Origin of the sequence: Lacrimispora sp. (assembly GCF_036758025.1) — a bacterium.
Classification (GTDB): Bacteria; Bacillota; Clostridia; order Lachnospirales; family Lachnospiraceae; genus Lacrimispora.
Genome location: NZ_DAIOXM010000018.1, coordinates 1 through 15,696 on the forward strand (window position 1 = coordinate 1; position 15,696 = coordinate 15,696).

Annotated in this window: 12 protein-coding genes and 1 tRNA gene; 3 read left to right on the forward strand and 10 right to left on the reverse strand. The window is 45.7% G+C overall.

The genetic code is table 11. The annotated features are described in order from the left end of the window. Nucleotides 1-137: 137 nt before the first annotated feature. From V7M78_RS14865 to V7M78_RS14885, 5 genes are all read right to left on the reverse strand, one after another. Entirely contained in the window at nt 138-983 is an 846-nt protein-coding gene (locus V7M78_RS14865; RefSeq protein ID WP_333650920.1) for a carbohydrate ABC transporter permease, read from the reverse strand. Continuing rightward, on the reverse strand, nt 980-1,873 hold the full coding sequence (locus V7M78_RS14870) for a carbohydrate ABC transporter permease (protein WP_333650922.1): 894 nt from the start codon (nt 1,871-1,873) through the stop codon (nt 980-982). The genes V7M78_RS14865 and V7M78_RS14870 overlap by 4 nt, the downstream gene beginning before the upstream one ends. Nucleotides 1,874-1,941: 68 nt before the next feature. Continuing rightward, the gene (locus V7M78_RS14875; protein WP_333650924.1) at nt 1,942-3,279 is read right to left on the reverse strand and encodes an ABC transporter substrate-binding protein; all 1,338 of its coding nucleotides are present in this window, start codon (nt 3,277-3,279) and stop codon (nt 1,942-1,944) included. Nucleotides 3,280-3,305: 26 nt separating this feature from the next. Continuing rightward, a complete protein-coding gene (locus tag V7M78_RS14880; protein WP_333650926.1) occupies nt 3,306-4,286 on the reverse strand; it encodes an SIS domain-containing protein in 981 nt (326 codons plus the stop codon). Between the two features lie 212 nt (nt 4,287-4,498). Further along, complete coding sequence (locus V7M78_RS14885; protein ID WP_333650928.1) at nt 4,499-8,248, reverse strand: phosphoribosylformylglycinamidine synthase; 3,750 nt, start codon at nt 8,246-8,248, stop codon at nt 4,499-4,501. A 279-nt stretch (nt 8,249-8,527) separates the two neighbouring features. Between V7M78_RS14885 and V7M78_RS14890 the strand changes: the two genes are divergently transcribed. Next, nucleotides 8,528-8,845, forward strand: coding sequence for a hypothetical protein (locus V7M78_RS14890; RefSeq protein WP_333650930.1), 318 nt, complete (start codon nt 8,528-8,530; stop codon nt 8,843-8,845). Nucleotides 8,846-8,865: 20 nt separating this feature from the next. Here the strand turns inward: V7M78_RS14890 and V7M78_RS14895 are convergent, their stop codons facing one another. Both V7M78_RS14895 and V7M78_RS14900 read right to left on the reverse strand, forming a co-directional pair. Next, nucleotides 8,866-9,474 (reverse strand): histidine phosphatase family protein, encoded by a 609-nt coding sequence (locus V7M78_RS14895; protein ID WP_333650932.1) that lies wholly within the window; start codon nt 9,472-9,474, stop codon nt 8,866-8,868. Nucleotides 9,475-9,484: 10 nt separating this feature from the next. After that, entirely contained in the window at nt 9,485-10,093 is a 609-nt protein-coding gene (locus tag V7M78_RS14900) for a sigma-70 domain-containing protein (RefSeq protein ID WP_333650934.1), read from the reverse strand. Between the two features lie 154 nt (nt 10,094-10,247). Between V7M78_RS14900 and V7M78_RS14905 the strand changes: the two genes are divergently transcribed. Continuing rightward, nucleotides 10,248-11,123 (forward strand): LysR family transcriptional regulator, encoded by an 876-nt coding sequence (locus tag V7M78_RS14905; protein ID WP_333650936.1) that lies wholly within the window; start codon nt 10,248-10,250, stop codon nt 11,121-11,123. Between the two features lie 18 nt (nt 11,124-11,141). On the opposite strand, the gene V7M78_RS14910 is transcribed toward V7M78_RS14905, so the two are convergent. Together V7M78_RS14910 and V7M78_RS14915 are read right to left on the reverse strand one after the other, a co-directional pair. After that, entirely contained in the window at nt 11,142-13,514 is a 2,373-nt protein-coding gene (locus V7M78_RS14910; RefSeq protein ID WP_333650938.1) for an ATP-dependent DNA helicase, read from the reverse strand. A gap of 122 nt (nt 13,515-13,636) precedes the next feature. Further along, the gene (locus V7M78_RS14915) at nt 13,637-13,879 is read right to left on the reverse strand and encodes an HPr family phosphocarrier protein (RefSeq protein ID WP_333650940.1); all 243 of its coding nucleotides are present in this window, start codon (nt 13,877-13,879) and stop codon (nt 13,637-13,639) included. 430 nt (nt 13,880-14,309) lie between these two features. Here V7M78_RS14915 and V7M78_RS14920 point away from each other — a divergent pair. Then, nucleotides 14,310-14,380, forward strand: a tRNA-Trp gene (locus V7M78_RS14920). 121 nt (nt 14,381-14,501) lie between these two features. On the opposite strand, the gene V7M78_RS14925 is transcribed toward V7M78_RS14920, so the two are convergent. Next, nucleotides 14,502-15,696, reverse strand: a 1,195-nt coding sequence (locus V7M78_RS14925; RefSeq protein WP_333650942.1) for a LysM peptidoglycan-binding domain-containing protein, incomplete at its 5' end; no start/stop codon positions are given.

Consider the following 15,696-nt stretch of genomic DNA (forward strand, 5'->3'; position numbering starts at 1 on the left):
CGATGTAATGGACCTTTTCCGCTCCGTTTTTCTTGCAGTTCACCGCCACGTTGACGGCATTTCCGCCTGGGTAATAAACCTTTTCATCCATGTAACAGTCCGTTACATTATCACCTATTGCAATCAGCTTCATGTTCTCATCCTTTCACTGCACCGGCAGTCATTCCTCTTATAAAACTTTTCTGCATCACCAAAAATAAAACAATAATGGGAAGGCAGGAAATTACCATGCCCGCCAAAACGACACCCCACTCCGTCATAAGCCCGTCCCGGAAGGTCATAAGGCCCACAGGTATGGTCCTCAGCTTTGAGCTGTCCACAAAAATAGTGGCAAAAACGAACTCATTCCACGCATAGTATGCCGTCATAATGATCACGGTCGAGATAATGGGCTTGGAAAGGGGCAGATAGATATTTCTGTAAATCTGCATCAGGGTTGCCCCGTCAATGGTGGCTGCTTCCTCCATTTCCTTTGAAATTCCTACAAAAAAGGACCGGATCAGCATAATGGACACAGGAAGGCGGAATGCAATATAGGGAAGTATCATGGCAAAAAGGGTGTTTTTGATCCCCAGGGATTTTAACAGCATAAAAAGAGGCAGAAGACACACCTGGGGAGACAGCAAAAGTCCGCCCATACAAAAGAGAAAAAGGATATTTCCCATCTTCCCCTTGATCTGGCAGATGCCAAAGGCAGCAAAGGTGGATACAAAGACAACTCCTGCCAGTGTACATAAAGTAACGATTCCGCTGTTGACAAAGTACTGGGAAATTCCCCTGTTCCAGGCCACCTTATAATTTTCTATATGCCAGATATCCGGAAATCCCCATACATCCCCGTATATGCCGTTGTAATCCTTAAAGGAGGACATGAGTATCCAGAACATGGGATACAAAATCAGGGCTGCAAGCAGAACCAGAAATGCAAACCAGAAAATCTCACCCGGACCGTATATTCTTTTCTTTTTTTCTCGTATGTTCATGCTCTGCCCTCCTTATCCGTTCCATATGCAAAGAACTGCACCGATGATAAAACTGCGGTAATCACAAAGATCAGCATGGCAATGGTGGAGGCATATCCCATATTGTTCTTGACAAATCCGGTCTGGTACATATGGAGAGATAACACCATGGTAGCCGTACCGGGGCCGCCTCCCGTCAGAATATAAGGCTCATTAAATACCGTAAAGGCGCCTACCACCGTAAGGATCATGGTCACAAAGAACATCTGCTGCACCTGGGGAACGGTGATATAAAAGAAGCGGGTCAGTTTTCCTGCCCCATCCACCTTGGCCGCCTCATATAAGTCGTCAGGAATCTTCTGAATCGCCACAATAAACAGCATAACAATATATCCCACACTCTGCCACTGGGATACTGCGATCACCGAATACATTGCCGTCTTTTTGCTTCCCAGCCATATGCGGGTGAGATCCCCCAGTCCCACCAGCTCCAGGAAGCTGTTAAGGAGTCCCATCTGAGGATTGTAGACAAAATCAAACAGCAGGCACACCACTGTCATGGAAATGATGGTAGGGATGAAATAAATGCTGCGCAGGGCAGGAGATACTTTTTTAAATGCCGCATCTTCCAGCACGGCTGCAATAACAAGGCCAAGTCCCACCTGGAACACAATGGATATGACCGCATAAAGAATATTGTTTCTAAGGCTTACCAGAATGATCTTATCCGACAAAAGATGCTGGTAATTGGAAAGTCCCGCCCATTTCCTGGCAGTATCAGACAGGGTAAAAGACTGAAAGCTGTATACAATGTTCATAAACAATGGATAATACACGAAAAAACCAAGAATCAAAAGCCCTGGCAATACAAAGGCCAATGCCTGTAAATTTCTTTTTTTCTCTCTTTTCAAAATGGCACCATCTCATCCCTTTCTATTTTAGATAAGAGGCCGGTTTCGGCCTCTTATCTAAAATATTTTTATTTACGCAAGCCGGCGGCGGCCTCTTTTACCTGTTCCATAACGCTTTCCGGAGTTTCATCCCCTGCCGCAATGGCTTGTGCTCCCTGTCCGTATACGGTATAGATGGAAGGATCACAGGCATTGTCAAACCAGGGTACCAGAGTGGAAGCAGATTTTATAATATCCATGGCCTCCAACTGAGAGGGAAGTGCATTGGTCTCATCTACCGCACCTGCCACGCTGGAAATATCTCCAGCCTTTGTGGTCAGGGCCTCTCCGCCCTTTTTGCTCACAAGCCATTTTAAGAACTTCACGCACTCTTCCGGGTTCTTTGCCTTGTTGCTGATCATAAAGCCCTCCGGAGCGCCTGTCAGACCGTCAGGATCACCCTTTCCCTCTTCAAAGGACGGGAAATTGAAAAATCCATATTCAAAGTCCTCCGGTATGACCTTTTCCAGCATGGGGATCTCAGCAAATTGAAGGTACATAATAGGAGCTTCTCCAGCAGCAAAGTATGTATTTCTGGCCGTCTCATGGTCAATGGCAACGCTGGTTTCTCCCATATAGGAAGTGAGCTGCTGCCACTTTTTTAAGACTTCCACATAAGCCGGATCGGTAAACTCTCCGGTTTCCGCCTTATAATCCTTTGCAAGAACCTCTGCATCCAGCATTCTCTGGTTCATGGTTCCAAGATAGTGGAGAACTGCCCAGTTGTCGGATAACCCTTCCACAATGGGAGTTTCATAGCCTGCTGCCTTTAAGGAATCCAGCACAGTGATGAACTCATTCCAAGTCTTTGGAATCTCCAGGTTATTATCTGCAAAGATCTTCTTATTGTAATAAAATACCTTTCCATCCTGGGACCATGGGATTGCATAAGCAGTTCCGTCAAATGTAAATCCATCTACGCTGGCTCCCGCGATCTGGGAGGACCATTCTTTGTCCTCGTCATATACCTGGTTCAGCTCCATCACATTACCGGAAGCAATCATCTCTTTTGCAAATGTACCGGACCAGGAGGAAAACATATCAGGAATTTCATCGGTGGATACCACCATACGGATCTTTTCTTTATATTGGTCGTTGATAATAGAATCCATCTGGATATCCACATTGGGATTTTCAGCCATGTATTCCTTTACCAGCTCCTGAAACATGGAGTTTTTGGGGTCATTGGGCCAGCGGTGGAAAAAGCGGATCACCACCTTGTCTCCCTCATCTTTTCCTGACTCCGCCTTTGTACCGGAACCAGTCTCTGTACCTGTACTGGTGCTTCCGCCTCCGCAGGCAGTCAAGGACAGGCCCATGGCAGCGGTTAATAATAACGTGAATACCCTCTTATAGTTTTTTTTCATCCGGCTTCCTCCTCATTTTTTAAATATTAATATTCCATTCTCCACATATAACGGCGGACGTTTAACTCATGTCCTCTCTGATATGCAAACTCATCTGCCAGGGAACGCAGCACTGCTCCTGCAAGAAGGGGGGCAAAATACTCCTGAACCTCTTCGTCAATTCCTGTCATGTCAAAGTCTGCCTCGTCAACCAGCATAATTTTGTCAGAATACTTCCGGCAGAAATCATAAGCTCTTTCATCCAACGGTCTGGTAGCTCCAAGGCCCTTGATGATGATAAATGGAACATCAAAGTCTGTCACTTCAAACGGCCCGTGGAAATATTCTCCTGAGTGAATGGAATTGGAATGAATCCACTGCATTTCCATCAGCAGACAGATTGCAAAAGAATAAGCCTCTCCATAGCTGGCACCGCTTCCCATGGTGTAGATCAGTTCTTCTCTCTTATACTGTCTGCCCCACTCCTTTAAGGTATCGGCATATTTTGCCTTTGCCTTTTCAATTATACCGTTTAAATTTTCAACTCCGTCCATTCCCTTCCGGAACTTTTCACTTGGGCTGACTGCATTTAAAATGCTGAAAATAAGGCGGTAAAGAATTCCTTTATTCAAATCACTGGCATCCGCCTCTTTGCCCCAGTCATAGTGAAGGGGATATTCCGCTGCCTTCCACAGGGGAGAATCCACCAGATTGGACAATGCGATGGTGGTCGCTCCCTTCTCTCTTGCCACCTCTGTCGCCTTTACTGTCTCCGGAGTGCTGCCGGAATGGGAGCAGGTGATCACCACTGAATCCGGACCCAATGCCCTGGGCGCTCTATGTACAAATTCATTAGAGCTGTAAACGCTGGACGGTGTTTCCAATTCCCTGTCAAAGAGATACTGTGCCGGCATCATAAATGCCTGGGAACCGCCGCAAGCCACAAAATAAAAGTGGTTGATCCGTCCCTTAGAGGCTACTGCCTCCACTGCTCTGCCAATCTGTTCCTTGTGCTCTTGTTTCATCATTAATCCTCCATACAATGTTGTTATATAATGTTATATTTGTTCTGTATATAATAATATATAACATCATATATGTCAACACCTTTTTGTGTTTTGCAGACTTTTTCATTTCCGGCATTCCGGGGAAGAGAAAAAGTGCAGAAGCCCCTGGGCCCTGCACTTTCATATTTTTATCTTCTAGTAAGCAAATTTTTTTGATTTTCTGTATCATAAAATCATTTAAAATAATTCACTCCAGATTCAAATATCTTCATATCCTGCTCACCGTATATATTCATGGCAACATTCTGTCCCTTTCTTTCCGAATGGGCCATCTTACCAAAGATCCGGCCGTCAGGGCTTGTAATTCCTTCGATAGCCAGACAGGAGCCGTTGGGATTCCAGGGTTCTTCCATTGTTGGACGGCCCTGGTCATCTACATACTGGGTTGCCACCTGACCATTTAAGACCAGCTTCCTGATCCATTCCTCATTGGCGGAAAAACGCCCTTCCCCATGGGAAACCGGATTGCAGTAAACAGCTCCCAACCGAGCCTCTGAAAGCCATGGGGACTGATTGCTGACCACCTTTGTATAAACCATTCTGGAAACGTGACGGCCTATGGTGTTTACAGCCAAAGCAGGAGAATCCGCCTTCTGCTGCCTGATCCTTCCTTCTGTCAGCAGACCCACCTTTATGAGAGCCTGAAATCCGTTGCAGATTCCCAGCATCAGTCCGTCCCTTTCATGGAGCAGCTTTTCAATCTCCGCCTTTACCGCCTCACTGCGAAACAGAGCTGCAAAGAATTTGGCAGAGCCGTCCGGCTCATCTCCTGCTGAAAATCCCCCTGGAAACATGACGATCTGGGCTCTGGATATTTCCCTGCAGTAAGCACTGACTGATTCCCTGATATCCCCCGGGCTTAAATTTTTAAATACCTTTGTCACCGGATCAGCTCCAGCCTCTTCAAAAGCTCTTACACTGTCGTATTCGCAGTTTGTACCGGGAAGGACAGGGATGAACACCCTGGGCTTTGCCACCTTATTCCTGCAGACATAAATATACTCTGCCCGATAAATGGCTTCCTCTACAATTGTTTTTTGATCCCCTGCCTCAGTGGGAAATACGTCTTCCAATGTTCTGCTCCATGATTCAAGGGCTTCATCCATGGAAATGGACATTTTTCCATATTCGAATACCCCTCCGTCAGTCACCTGTCCAATGATGCGGTAGGAAATTGCCAGCTCGCCCACTTTTCCGTCAGGCACCTCGCACACAATATCTCCCCAGCCTGCACCGAAGAAATCCCTTGCATCCACATCATGCTCAATCCTTACGCCCATTTTATTGCCAAAGGCCATTTTGCTGACTGCTTCGCACATTCCTCCGCCTTCCACTGCATAGGCAGAGATAATCCGTCCCGCCAGAATATCCTCATGCAGCTTTCCATAGCCCTCCATAGCCTGAGCATATACCGGCAGATCGTAAGAATCCCGCTCCATACGAAATACGGCAATTTTACTTCCTGCCCGTTTCAATTCCGGAGTGATAACGTGATCTGCCTCTGCCACATCCACTGCAAAGGAAACGAAAGTAGGCGGTACATCCATATCCTGAAAAGTTCCGGACATGCTGTCCTTTCCTCCGATGGAAGGAAGGCCAAATCCCATCTGGACATGATAAGCTCCAAGAAGGGCTGCAAAGGGCTGGCCCCAGCGGACCGGATCTTCCGTCATTCGCTTAAAGTACTCCTGGAAGGTAAAGCGGATCTTCCTGTAATCGCCGCCTGCTGCCACGATCTTTGCCACAGAAGTTACTGTTCCATAGACAGCACCGTGATAAGGGCTCCAGCTGGACAAATACGGATCAAAGCCATAGCTCATCATGGTGACGGTTTTGGACTCTCCCTTTAGCACGGGAAGCTTTGCAACCATAGTCTGAGCCGGGGTGAGCTGATATTTCCCTCCAAAAGGCATGAACACGCTTCCTGCTCCTATGGAGCCGTCAAACATCTCTCCCAACCCTCTCTGGGAGCAAACATTTAAGTCAGAAAGCAGAGCCAGCCAGGCTTCCTTCACATCCGGAATTTCCTTTCTGACAAAAACACTTCCTTCCTGTTCCGGAACTTCCACCACAACAGATGCCTCCTGATGGGCTCCGTTAGTGTCCAGAAATGCCCTGCTGATATCCACAATGGTCTTTCCACGCCACTTCATAACCAGCCTTGGCTCTGACTTCACCTCTGCCACCGGAACTGCCTCCAAATTCTCCTGTGCAGCATAAGCAAGAAACTGCTCTGCATCCGACCTGCTGACCACAACTGCCATACGCTCCTGGGATTCGGAAATGGCAATTTCCGTGCCGTCAAGCCCTGCATACTTTTTCGGAACCTTATCCAGATCAATTTCCAGTCCGTCAGCCAGTTCTCCGATGGCAACGGACACGCCGCCTGCACCAAAATCATTGCACTTCTTTATGAGTCTGCTGACCTCTTCCCTGCGGAACAGACGCTGAATCTTCCGCTCTACAGGCGGATTCCCCTTCTGGACCTCAGCCCCGCAGGTTTCAATGGAATCTTCCGTATGAACCTTGGAGGAGCCGGTGGCACCGCCACAGCCATCCCGTCCAGTCCGTCCTCCCAGCAAAATGATAATATCGCCCGGGTCTGAAGTTTCCCGGATGACATTCTTTCTGGGGGCCGCACCGATAACAGCTCCGATCTCCATTCTCTTTGCCACATATCCGGGGTGGTAAACCTCTCTTACAAGTCCGGTTGCCAGACCGATTTGGTTTCCATAGGAGCTGTAGCCTCTTGCAGCCCCTGTCACGATCTTTCTCTGAGGCAGCTTTCCCTTTAAAGTCTGGCTCAAAGGCACCGTAGGGTCTGCCGCTCCCGTCACCCGCATGGCCTGGTAAACATAAGTCCGCCCGGAAAGGGGGTCCCGGATAGCTCCGCCAAGACAGGTGGCAGCCCCTCCAAAGGGTTCTATTTCCGTAGGATGGTTATGGGTTTCATTCTTGAAATTCACAAGCCATTCCTCTTCTTTCCCGTCCCTTATTACAGGCACAACAATGCTGCAGGCATTGATTTCCTCAGAAACCTCCAGATCCTCCAGCTTTCCTTCCTTACGCAGCTTTTTCATTGCCAGGAGAGCCAGATCCATAAGGCAGACAAACTTTCCGTCCCTGTCCCTTCCCAGCTCCTCCCGGTGAGCAAGGTATTGACGGTAGGTGTCTTCCATAGGCTTTTGATAAGCCCCCTCTAAAAAGGTGATGTCCTTCAATTCCGTCTGAAATGTGGTGTGACGGCAATGGTCGGACCAGTAAGTATCCAGCACCCGGATTTCCGTCATGGACGGGTCCCGCTGTTCCTGGTTTTTAAAATAATTCTGTATATGAAGAAAATCCTGAAAGGTCATGGCTAAATGAAGGGAATCGTATAATTCCTTCAATTCCTCTTCCGAAAAATCCTGAAATCCATGGAGAATAAGTACATCATCCGGAGTTTCAAATACTGCAGAAAGAGTCTCCGATTTTTCTTCAGACGCCTCCCTGGAATCCACCGGATTAATGCAGAAACCTTTGATGTCGGAAATCTGGCTTAAGGTAAGGGTTCCGGAAATCACATAGGTGACTGCGGACCGGATTACAGGCTCCTCCTCTTCCTTTAGCAGCTTGATGCATTGTTCAGCAGAATCCGCCCTCTGGTCAAACTGTCCGGGGAGATATTCCACGGAAAATACCAGACTTCCTTCCTTTCCCGGAAAGTCCTCTTCATAAACCTCATCCAAAGGCGGCTCTGAAAAAACTGAGATAAGAGCCTGTCCATAAACTTCATCGGACAGGTTTTCCATGTCATAGCGGATCAGCACCCTTACACCGGTCAGACCGTCAATCCCCAGACAGCCTTCTATTTCTTCTTTCAACTCTCCGGCTCTTACGGCATAAGCCGCCTTTTTCTCCACATAAACTCTTCTTACACTCATCGTTTCCTCCTTGCCCCAGGGGGCCTTCTCTTTGCCAAAAATTCCTTTTATTCGTCTTTAACCATCATACCACAAAGCATATCAATAAGAAAAATTAATATATCTTATGTTATTAATTACAACCATTAATATTTCAAGCTTTTTCAGAGAATTTTTCCATACTTTTCCATAAAAATTAATTCTGCAAAGTTTCGTAATTTTTTTACAAAAATCACTTGAAAGTTTTCCGGTTTTACAATATAGTAGTAAAGAATTTTTACAAAAGGAGCAAGTCACTTTATGAATATCCAACAGCAGATTGACGAATTATCACAAAAATATTCATTTGAAAACGCCCATTTTAAAATTGATGGGCAGACACCGGGCCTGGAGGTGTCCCTGCAGCTTTTAGAGGAGCACATCAACTTATTTCTCGAAAAAGCAGGACAGCTTAATTCCATTGTGGAATCCTGTGCCAACATGGTCACCATCTTCGACAGCTCTGCTTCGAAAGAAGAGCTTATGAAGACCTCACTGCGATGTCAGGGAAGCGATCATCTCTGCATCCGTACCGCTCCTTCCATGCTGAAAATCCTGGTAGAAACCTTGTTTGATTAAGCAGCCATTACCTCTCCCTTTTAATGTGAAAGGTGAGAGGTATCATTGTTTTCCATCAGCCGAAAGTCCTCTGTAAGAGGGTTGTAATAAATGGTTGTAATGCTGGCATTTCCGGGAATTATGGTTTCCTCGTCCTGGTCTGACACCATGCAGGAAACCAGATAAGCCACCGTAGCCCCATGAGATACTACGGCAGCATCTTCCCTTCCGCCTGTTACCCTTAAAATCTCATTGATAGACCATTTGCAGCGGCTTATGATTTCAGCCCTTGTTTCGCCTCCCGGAGGGGCGGCTACAGCGGGATTGATCTGCCAGTGGGCAAACTCCTTGGGATATCTCTCCTGGATTTCCTCCCAGGTCAGACCCTCCCATTTTCCGAACTCCACCTCTTTCAGCTGGGGAAGAAGGCCGATTTCCACGCCCTGCCTCTTGCTGATCTCCTTTGCCGTTTCCATAGCCCGGGATAAAGGGCTGGAAAATATATGGGATACAAGACGGGAATCCATTCCCTCTGCCAACTGCCCGGCCTGTCTGCGGCCAGTGTCATTTAATGGGATGTCATGTGTTCCCTGAATCTTTCCCTGGATGTTCCAGTCTGTCTGTCCGTGGCGTATCAAGTATATCTTCATCTTAACTCTCCTAATCTTCTGTGCTGTAATCCCCGTACTGCTCATCCTCAAGAATCTCAAGACCTTCGATTCCGGATAATGCTTCTATATCCGCATTTTCAGCATTCATGCTCATGGCATCCATAGCTATTTTCATGATTCCCTTAATTTCTTCCACGGTCATCTTCATCTTTTCCGCCAGCTCTTCCACTGTGGCCTCCCGGCCCAGTTCATCTGCAAGGGCCTGGGATACGGTCTGGAGCACGTTGACCCTGGCCGTCAGTTCCTCTTCGGTTCTGTCTGCCGACTCCTCTTCCTCTACCGCTAATGCCAGGGCCTCACGGATTTTCTTTTCTACAAACAAGTCAAATTCCGCCGCCTCTGAGGTACCGGAATATTCTTCCACTGCTATGAGAAGAGCCATATTGGCCTCCTGAACCAGATCCGTCAAAAGCACACCCTTATCCTGATATTCCCTGGCATACTCCAGGGCAGTTCCCAGCAGCCCTTCCACAAGCCTTTTTTTTGCCTCTTTGCTTCCTGTCCCGGCCTGCTTTAACAGGACTGCCTTCTCTTCCCCGGTACAGGGTGTGATACTTTCCATCTCTTCCAGATACATCTGGTAAAAATCATCATGCATGCCTTTTCTCCTTCTCTTTTTACGTCCTGATTCCTGTGCACGTTACTATACCGTACCCCAGGAAATTTGTCAAATCCCTTTGCAAATCAATCAATTTCGTGATAAAATAACTCTAATTTATAAGAAAATTTAATGATACTATGGAGAACAAATCATGGATATTAATTTTGAACTATACAAAGTTTTTTATCATGTAGCAGCTACCTTAAGTTTTTCAGAGGCTTCCAAACAGCTTTTCATCTCTCAGTCAGCAGTCAGCCAGTCCATTAAGGTGCTGGAAAAAAAATTAAACCAGACCCTGTTTATCAGAAGCACCAAAAAGGTCCAGCTCACACCGGAAGGGGAAATTCTTCTAAAACACATTGAACCGGCCATCAATCTGATTCAAAAGGGAGAAAACCAGCTTTTAGAAGCTAACACCTTAAACGGGGGCCAGCTCCGCATCGGAGCCAGCGATACCATATGCCGCTACTATCTGGTTCCCTATTTAAACCAGTTCCACAAAGCTTACCCCAACGTCCACATCAAGGTCACCAACCAGACCTCCATAAAATGCGCCCAGCTTTTAGAAAACGGCCAGGTGGATTTCATCATCACCAATTATCCCAACTCCGGCCTGCAAAGCTCCCAGAACATCCGGGTCATCAATGAATTTTCCGATGTGTTCGTAGCCAATGAAGAGTATTTTCCTTTAAAAGACCAGGTTGTCACCCTTCAAAAGCTTCAGACCTATCCCATTCTCATGTTGGAGCGGAAAAGCACCACCAGCGAGTTTCTTCATCATATGTTCCAGAAGGAACAGCTTGATCTGGTGCCGGAAATCGAACTGAGCAGCAACGATCTTCTCATCGATCTGGCCCGTATCGGCTTGGGAATCGCATTTGTTCCGGACTTCTGTATTCCGGAAAATGACAGGGACTTATTCCAGGTAAAACTGTCGGAAAAACTGCCTACCCGTCAGATGGTGGTGGCTTATAATGAAAACATTCCCGTTTCCCAGGCTTCCCGGCAGTTCATGGATATGCTGTAATTCCATGAACCGGCCGGATTACCGGCCTTCCGCTGATCGGCCTTCCCAAAAGTCCCGGACCACTTCTCCCGCATTCTTTAGCTTCACCTGATAATATTCGTCCCATTCCCTTGGAAAGAGAGCCTGATAATCCGGTTTTAAGAACCGTTCATCCAAAAGGGCGATAATTCCTTCATCCCGGACCGTCCGGATAACCCGCCCCGCTGCCTGCATGACCTTATTCATGCCAGGATATTGATAGGCATAGTCAAACCCCTGCTGCCCCTTATCATCAAAGTATCCCTTCAGTATTTCCTGTTCCGTGCAGACCATAGGAAGCCCCGTTCCCACGATAATGGCTCCGATCAGTCTCCCTTCCTTTAAATCTATCCCCTCGGAAAATACTCCTCCCATCACACACAAAGCTGCAAAAGAGTCCTCCCGTTCCTCGGAAAATTCCTTTAAAAATTCTTCCCTCTCCTGCTCGCTCATATGGGAGGCCTGAGACAGGAAGGTAAATTCCAGTTTCTCCGTCCTCTCCAGCAAAGCTTCCACTTCCTTCAGATACTGATAAGAGGGCAGGAATACCATATAATTTCCCTTATGGGCGGATACGATTGCCCGGATATAAGACACCACCTTCTGATATTCCCGGCCATTTCTTCTGGTATAGCGGCTGCTCACGTCAGAGGCCACCATGAGAAGCCTCTTTTTTCCGTCAAAGGGGGACTGGGCATAAACTGCATACTCCTCCTGATTTCCGCTTAACAGCTCTTTGTAATACCGGACCGGCAGCAGAGTGGCGGAAAAGAAGACCGTGCCATTTCCCTTGTCCAGGCATTCCCTTAAATTCTTAGCCGGATTGACGCAGAACAGCCGGAGCATAAAGCGTCCGTCAGCCAAAAGCTCTATATAGATCCGGTAGTTTTCATCCAAACGGTCATAAATATTAATGAGATCCCTCAAGCTGAAATAAAAATCCAGAACCAGATCCCGGTCCGGAAACTCTTCATTGATCTCCATGAACTTTTCCATTTCCCCAAAAAGGGACAGGATTCCGGTCATAAAAAACTGGATATTCTCCAGAAGCTGAAAGCTTTCGCATTCCCGCTTCATGGACAGAAGTTCTTTATTGCACCGGTCCAGAAGTTTAGAAAGCTTCTGGTCCATGGAGGCTGTCAGCTTTTTAATAAGAAGAAAGTCTTCTTTATATATGGTGGTGCTGTACATCTCCCTGGCTCTGGGCACCAGGTTATGAGCCTCATCCACCAGGAAGAGATAATCCCCGGAAACCCCTTCGGAAAAATACCGTTTCAGTCTGATGTTTGGATCAAACACATAATTGTAATCACAGATAATGGCATCCACCCAGTTGCTGATATCCAGACAGAATTCAAAGGGACACACCTGATGCTGTTCTGCATAGCGCAAGACTGTTTCCCTGGTGATGCTCCATTCCTTGTGGAGAATATCATAAACCCCGTCTCCCACCCGGTCAAAATGGCCTTTGGCATAGGGGCAGGCATCAGGATTGCACTCCGGTTTTTCCAGAAAGCACAGCTTATCCTTGGCCGTTATGGTGACAGCCTTCATATACAGGCCTTGTTCTCTTAAAATATCAAAGGCTTCCTCCGCAACTCCTCTGGTTATGGTCTTGGCAGTCAGATAAAACAGCTTGTCCCCAAAGCCTTCTCCCATGGCTTTTACGGCGGGATAAACGGTGGAAAGGGTCTTTCCAATACCGGTGGGCGCCTGGATAAACAGATTTCTCTTTCTGGCAATGCTGCGGTACACAGCCACCACCAGCTCCTTTTGCCCTTTTCGGTAAGGGTAAGGAAAAGAGAGCTCCTTTATGGATTCATCCCTGCGCAGTCCATGGTGATATAAATACCTTGCCCACTTCATATACTCATGAATCAGTCCCTGAAACCAGATTTCCAATTCCTCAAAGGACTTTTCCACCTGAAAGCGGCGGATTTCCTCTGTCTCTATGTTGCAATAGGTCATCTGTATGACTGCCCCACTTAACTGATGGTCAAAGCAATAAAAATACCCATAGCACATTGCCTGGGCCAGATGTACGGCGACAGGCTCTTTTAAATAGGATAAGTCCATGTAAATGCCTTTGATCTCATCAATGGTGATTCCCTCCGGCTTTTCTATAATTCCATCGGCCCGGCCCTCCACCAAAATCTGAAACCGGTCCTCTTCCACCTTGTGCTTTAAAGGCACCTCTGCCTTATAGTCCGCTCCCATACGCCGCTGAATCTTCCGGTGTATGCGGCTTCCTTCCTGCATGGCTGTCTTTTCGGCTCCCTTAGTCCGCCGGTTGTCCAGATCACCGGAACGCAGCACAAATTCAACCAGATTCCTAACCGATATTTTCAGAATCTTTTTCTCTTCGTTCTCCACTCCGGCTCCTCCTTTTTCTATTTACCCCGGATCCTCAGCCTGCAAGTCAAATACCTGGCGGAAATAAAAAAAGGAAACTGCAGGCCATCCGGCGTACAATTCCCTTTTTTTCTGCGCTGCTTTTATGCTGCTGAATACTTGCTTGGAGACTTTCCTCTCAGCAATTCCTCAAATTCTGCATTATCACCGCTGAACTCAACGGTCAGAACCTTGGTTAAATCCAAGCTCAATACTCCTAATATAGACTTTGCATCAATGGTTACTCTATTGTAAAACACGTCTATGTCAAAGTTACATTTAGAAGCAACAGCAACAAACTCTTTCGCATCAGCAACAGTTGGCAGCATAATTTTAAATTCTTTCATAGTCAAACTCCTTTTTTAATGATCAAATTAAAAAGTCTCTATACTTATATCATCTTTGACACCATTTGTCAAATTATGCTTTTGGCCGAATTTTATTGCTGATTTTGTGCAGAACATGTTATTTCTACCCGATTTATGCCCGGTGGTTAAGCATTTTTTTGCCGGGAACCGTTTTATTTAGGGAATCATTCTCAATTATTCTTTTGGCTCTAATTCAATTTCACAGTTTTACTCCGTCATTTTTATAGAAAACGCCAAAAATACGGGTATGGGGCACCAAAATCCCGCTCATTGCATTTATTATACCATAAACATGTGTTCGATAACAACTAAATAAGTTTTTTATTTTTTTCAAAAAACTGTTGCAATTTAAAACCTTATATGCTATACTTTCTAGGTGCTCAGGTGAGGACAAATATTATTACGCCATAGGGGAATAGTTCAATGGTAGAGCAACGGTCTCCAAAACCGTAAATGGGGGTTCGAGCCCCTCTTCCCCTGCTCTCTGAAGTCTCAAAATTCTTGATAAAGTCAAGGTTTTGAGGCTTTTTTATTTTTTTCTTTGAATACAGATTGTCCTATTGAATAGTACGGAAGTACACTTCCGTTTTCTATTGACTGCTTAGTCAATCCCCAAGAGTCTCTCTATATAAAACCGAGTATTTATAATAAACCACATTTGAGCTTCAAATCTCATAATAGTCCATATAGATAGTCCCTGGAAATTATATTCTGCCACCAGGCTTGCCCGCGCATCAAAGCTTCTTGCATCTTTAATCCATACTATATGCATAACCTGATCACTATCCATATAGTAGAAGTAAGCTGACTGTGCCGGTTCATTAAATAGTATTGGTACACCGTTTTCTGCTGCTATTTGTACCGCATTATTATAGGTTATTGCAGTAGCTTCTGTGGCACCGGGAACATAGGGAAGGGCCCAGTCATAACCTAACGAAGTGATTCCTAAAAAATTTTTTTCAGGAGGAATCGTATGAACCATATAATCTAACAAATCTCTTAAAATATTAACCGGATAAATTGCGCTTGGATAACCATAAGTCCTTGCCCAGTCATAGGAAGCAAATATGACCGCATCTACAAACTTAGATAACGTTGAATAATCTATTTTTTCAAAGCCAACATCAGAATCATCCGTATCCGTAGCCGGTGATATGGTAATCATGATCGTGTAACCCTCAGCATGGAATATCACAGAGGCTCTTTGCAAATATTCCGCAATGCTGTTTATGGTTTCAGAAGTAATGTTTTCGGTATATATATTAATACCGTAAAACCCTTTCATTCTCATTATATTAAGAGCGTTTTCGATCAGGCTGATTTGCACGGAAGGATTATTTAAAATATTATAAGTCACTTCAGGGTTGACGATTCCTTCTTCCGACATAGTGGAAACAAGCATCATGGGTGCAGCACCGTAAGTTTTAGCCAACTGGATAAGTTCCGTGTCGTCGTATCTGGAGATAATTTCTCCTTCACTTGTAGCTCTATAGTTGAAAATGGTCAGATAAGTTAAAAAGGGAAGAGTTTTTATTAAAACAGATTTTTCTATGTAGGAGAAGGTATAACCAATAGTGGCAATTTCTCTTGTTTTATCGGTTTGATATTTGATTACTATGGTTTCACCTACATACAGCATTTCTCTATCGGAAAGATAGGGATTATTTCTCAATAATTCCATTGTTGAAACATTATAATGCTCTGCTATACTTTGCAAAGTATCACCGGTCTGGACGATATAGAGTGTTTCCGGTTGAACAATCACAATGGTTTGACCAATTGCTAAATTGTCAGGA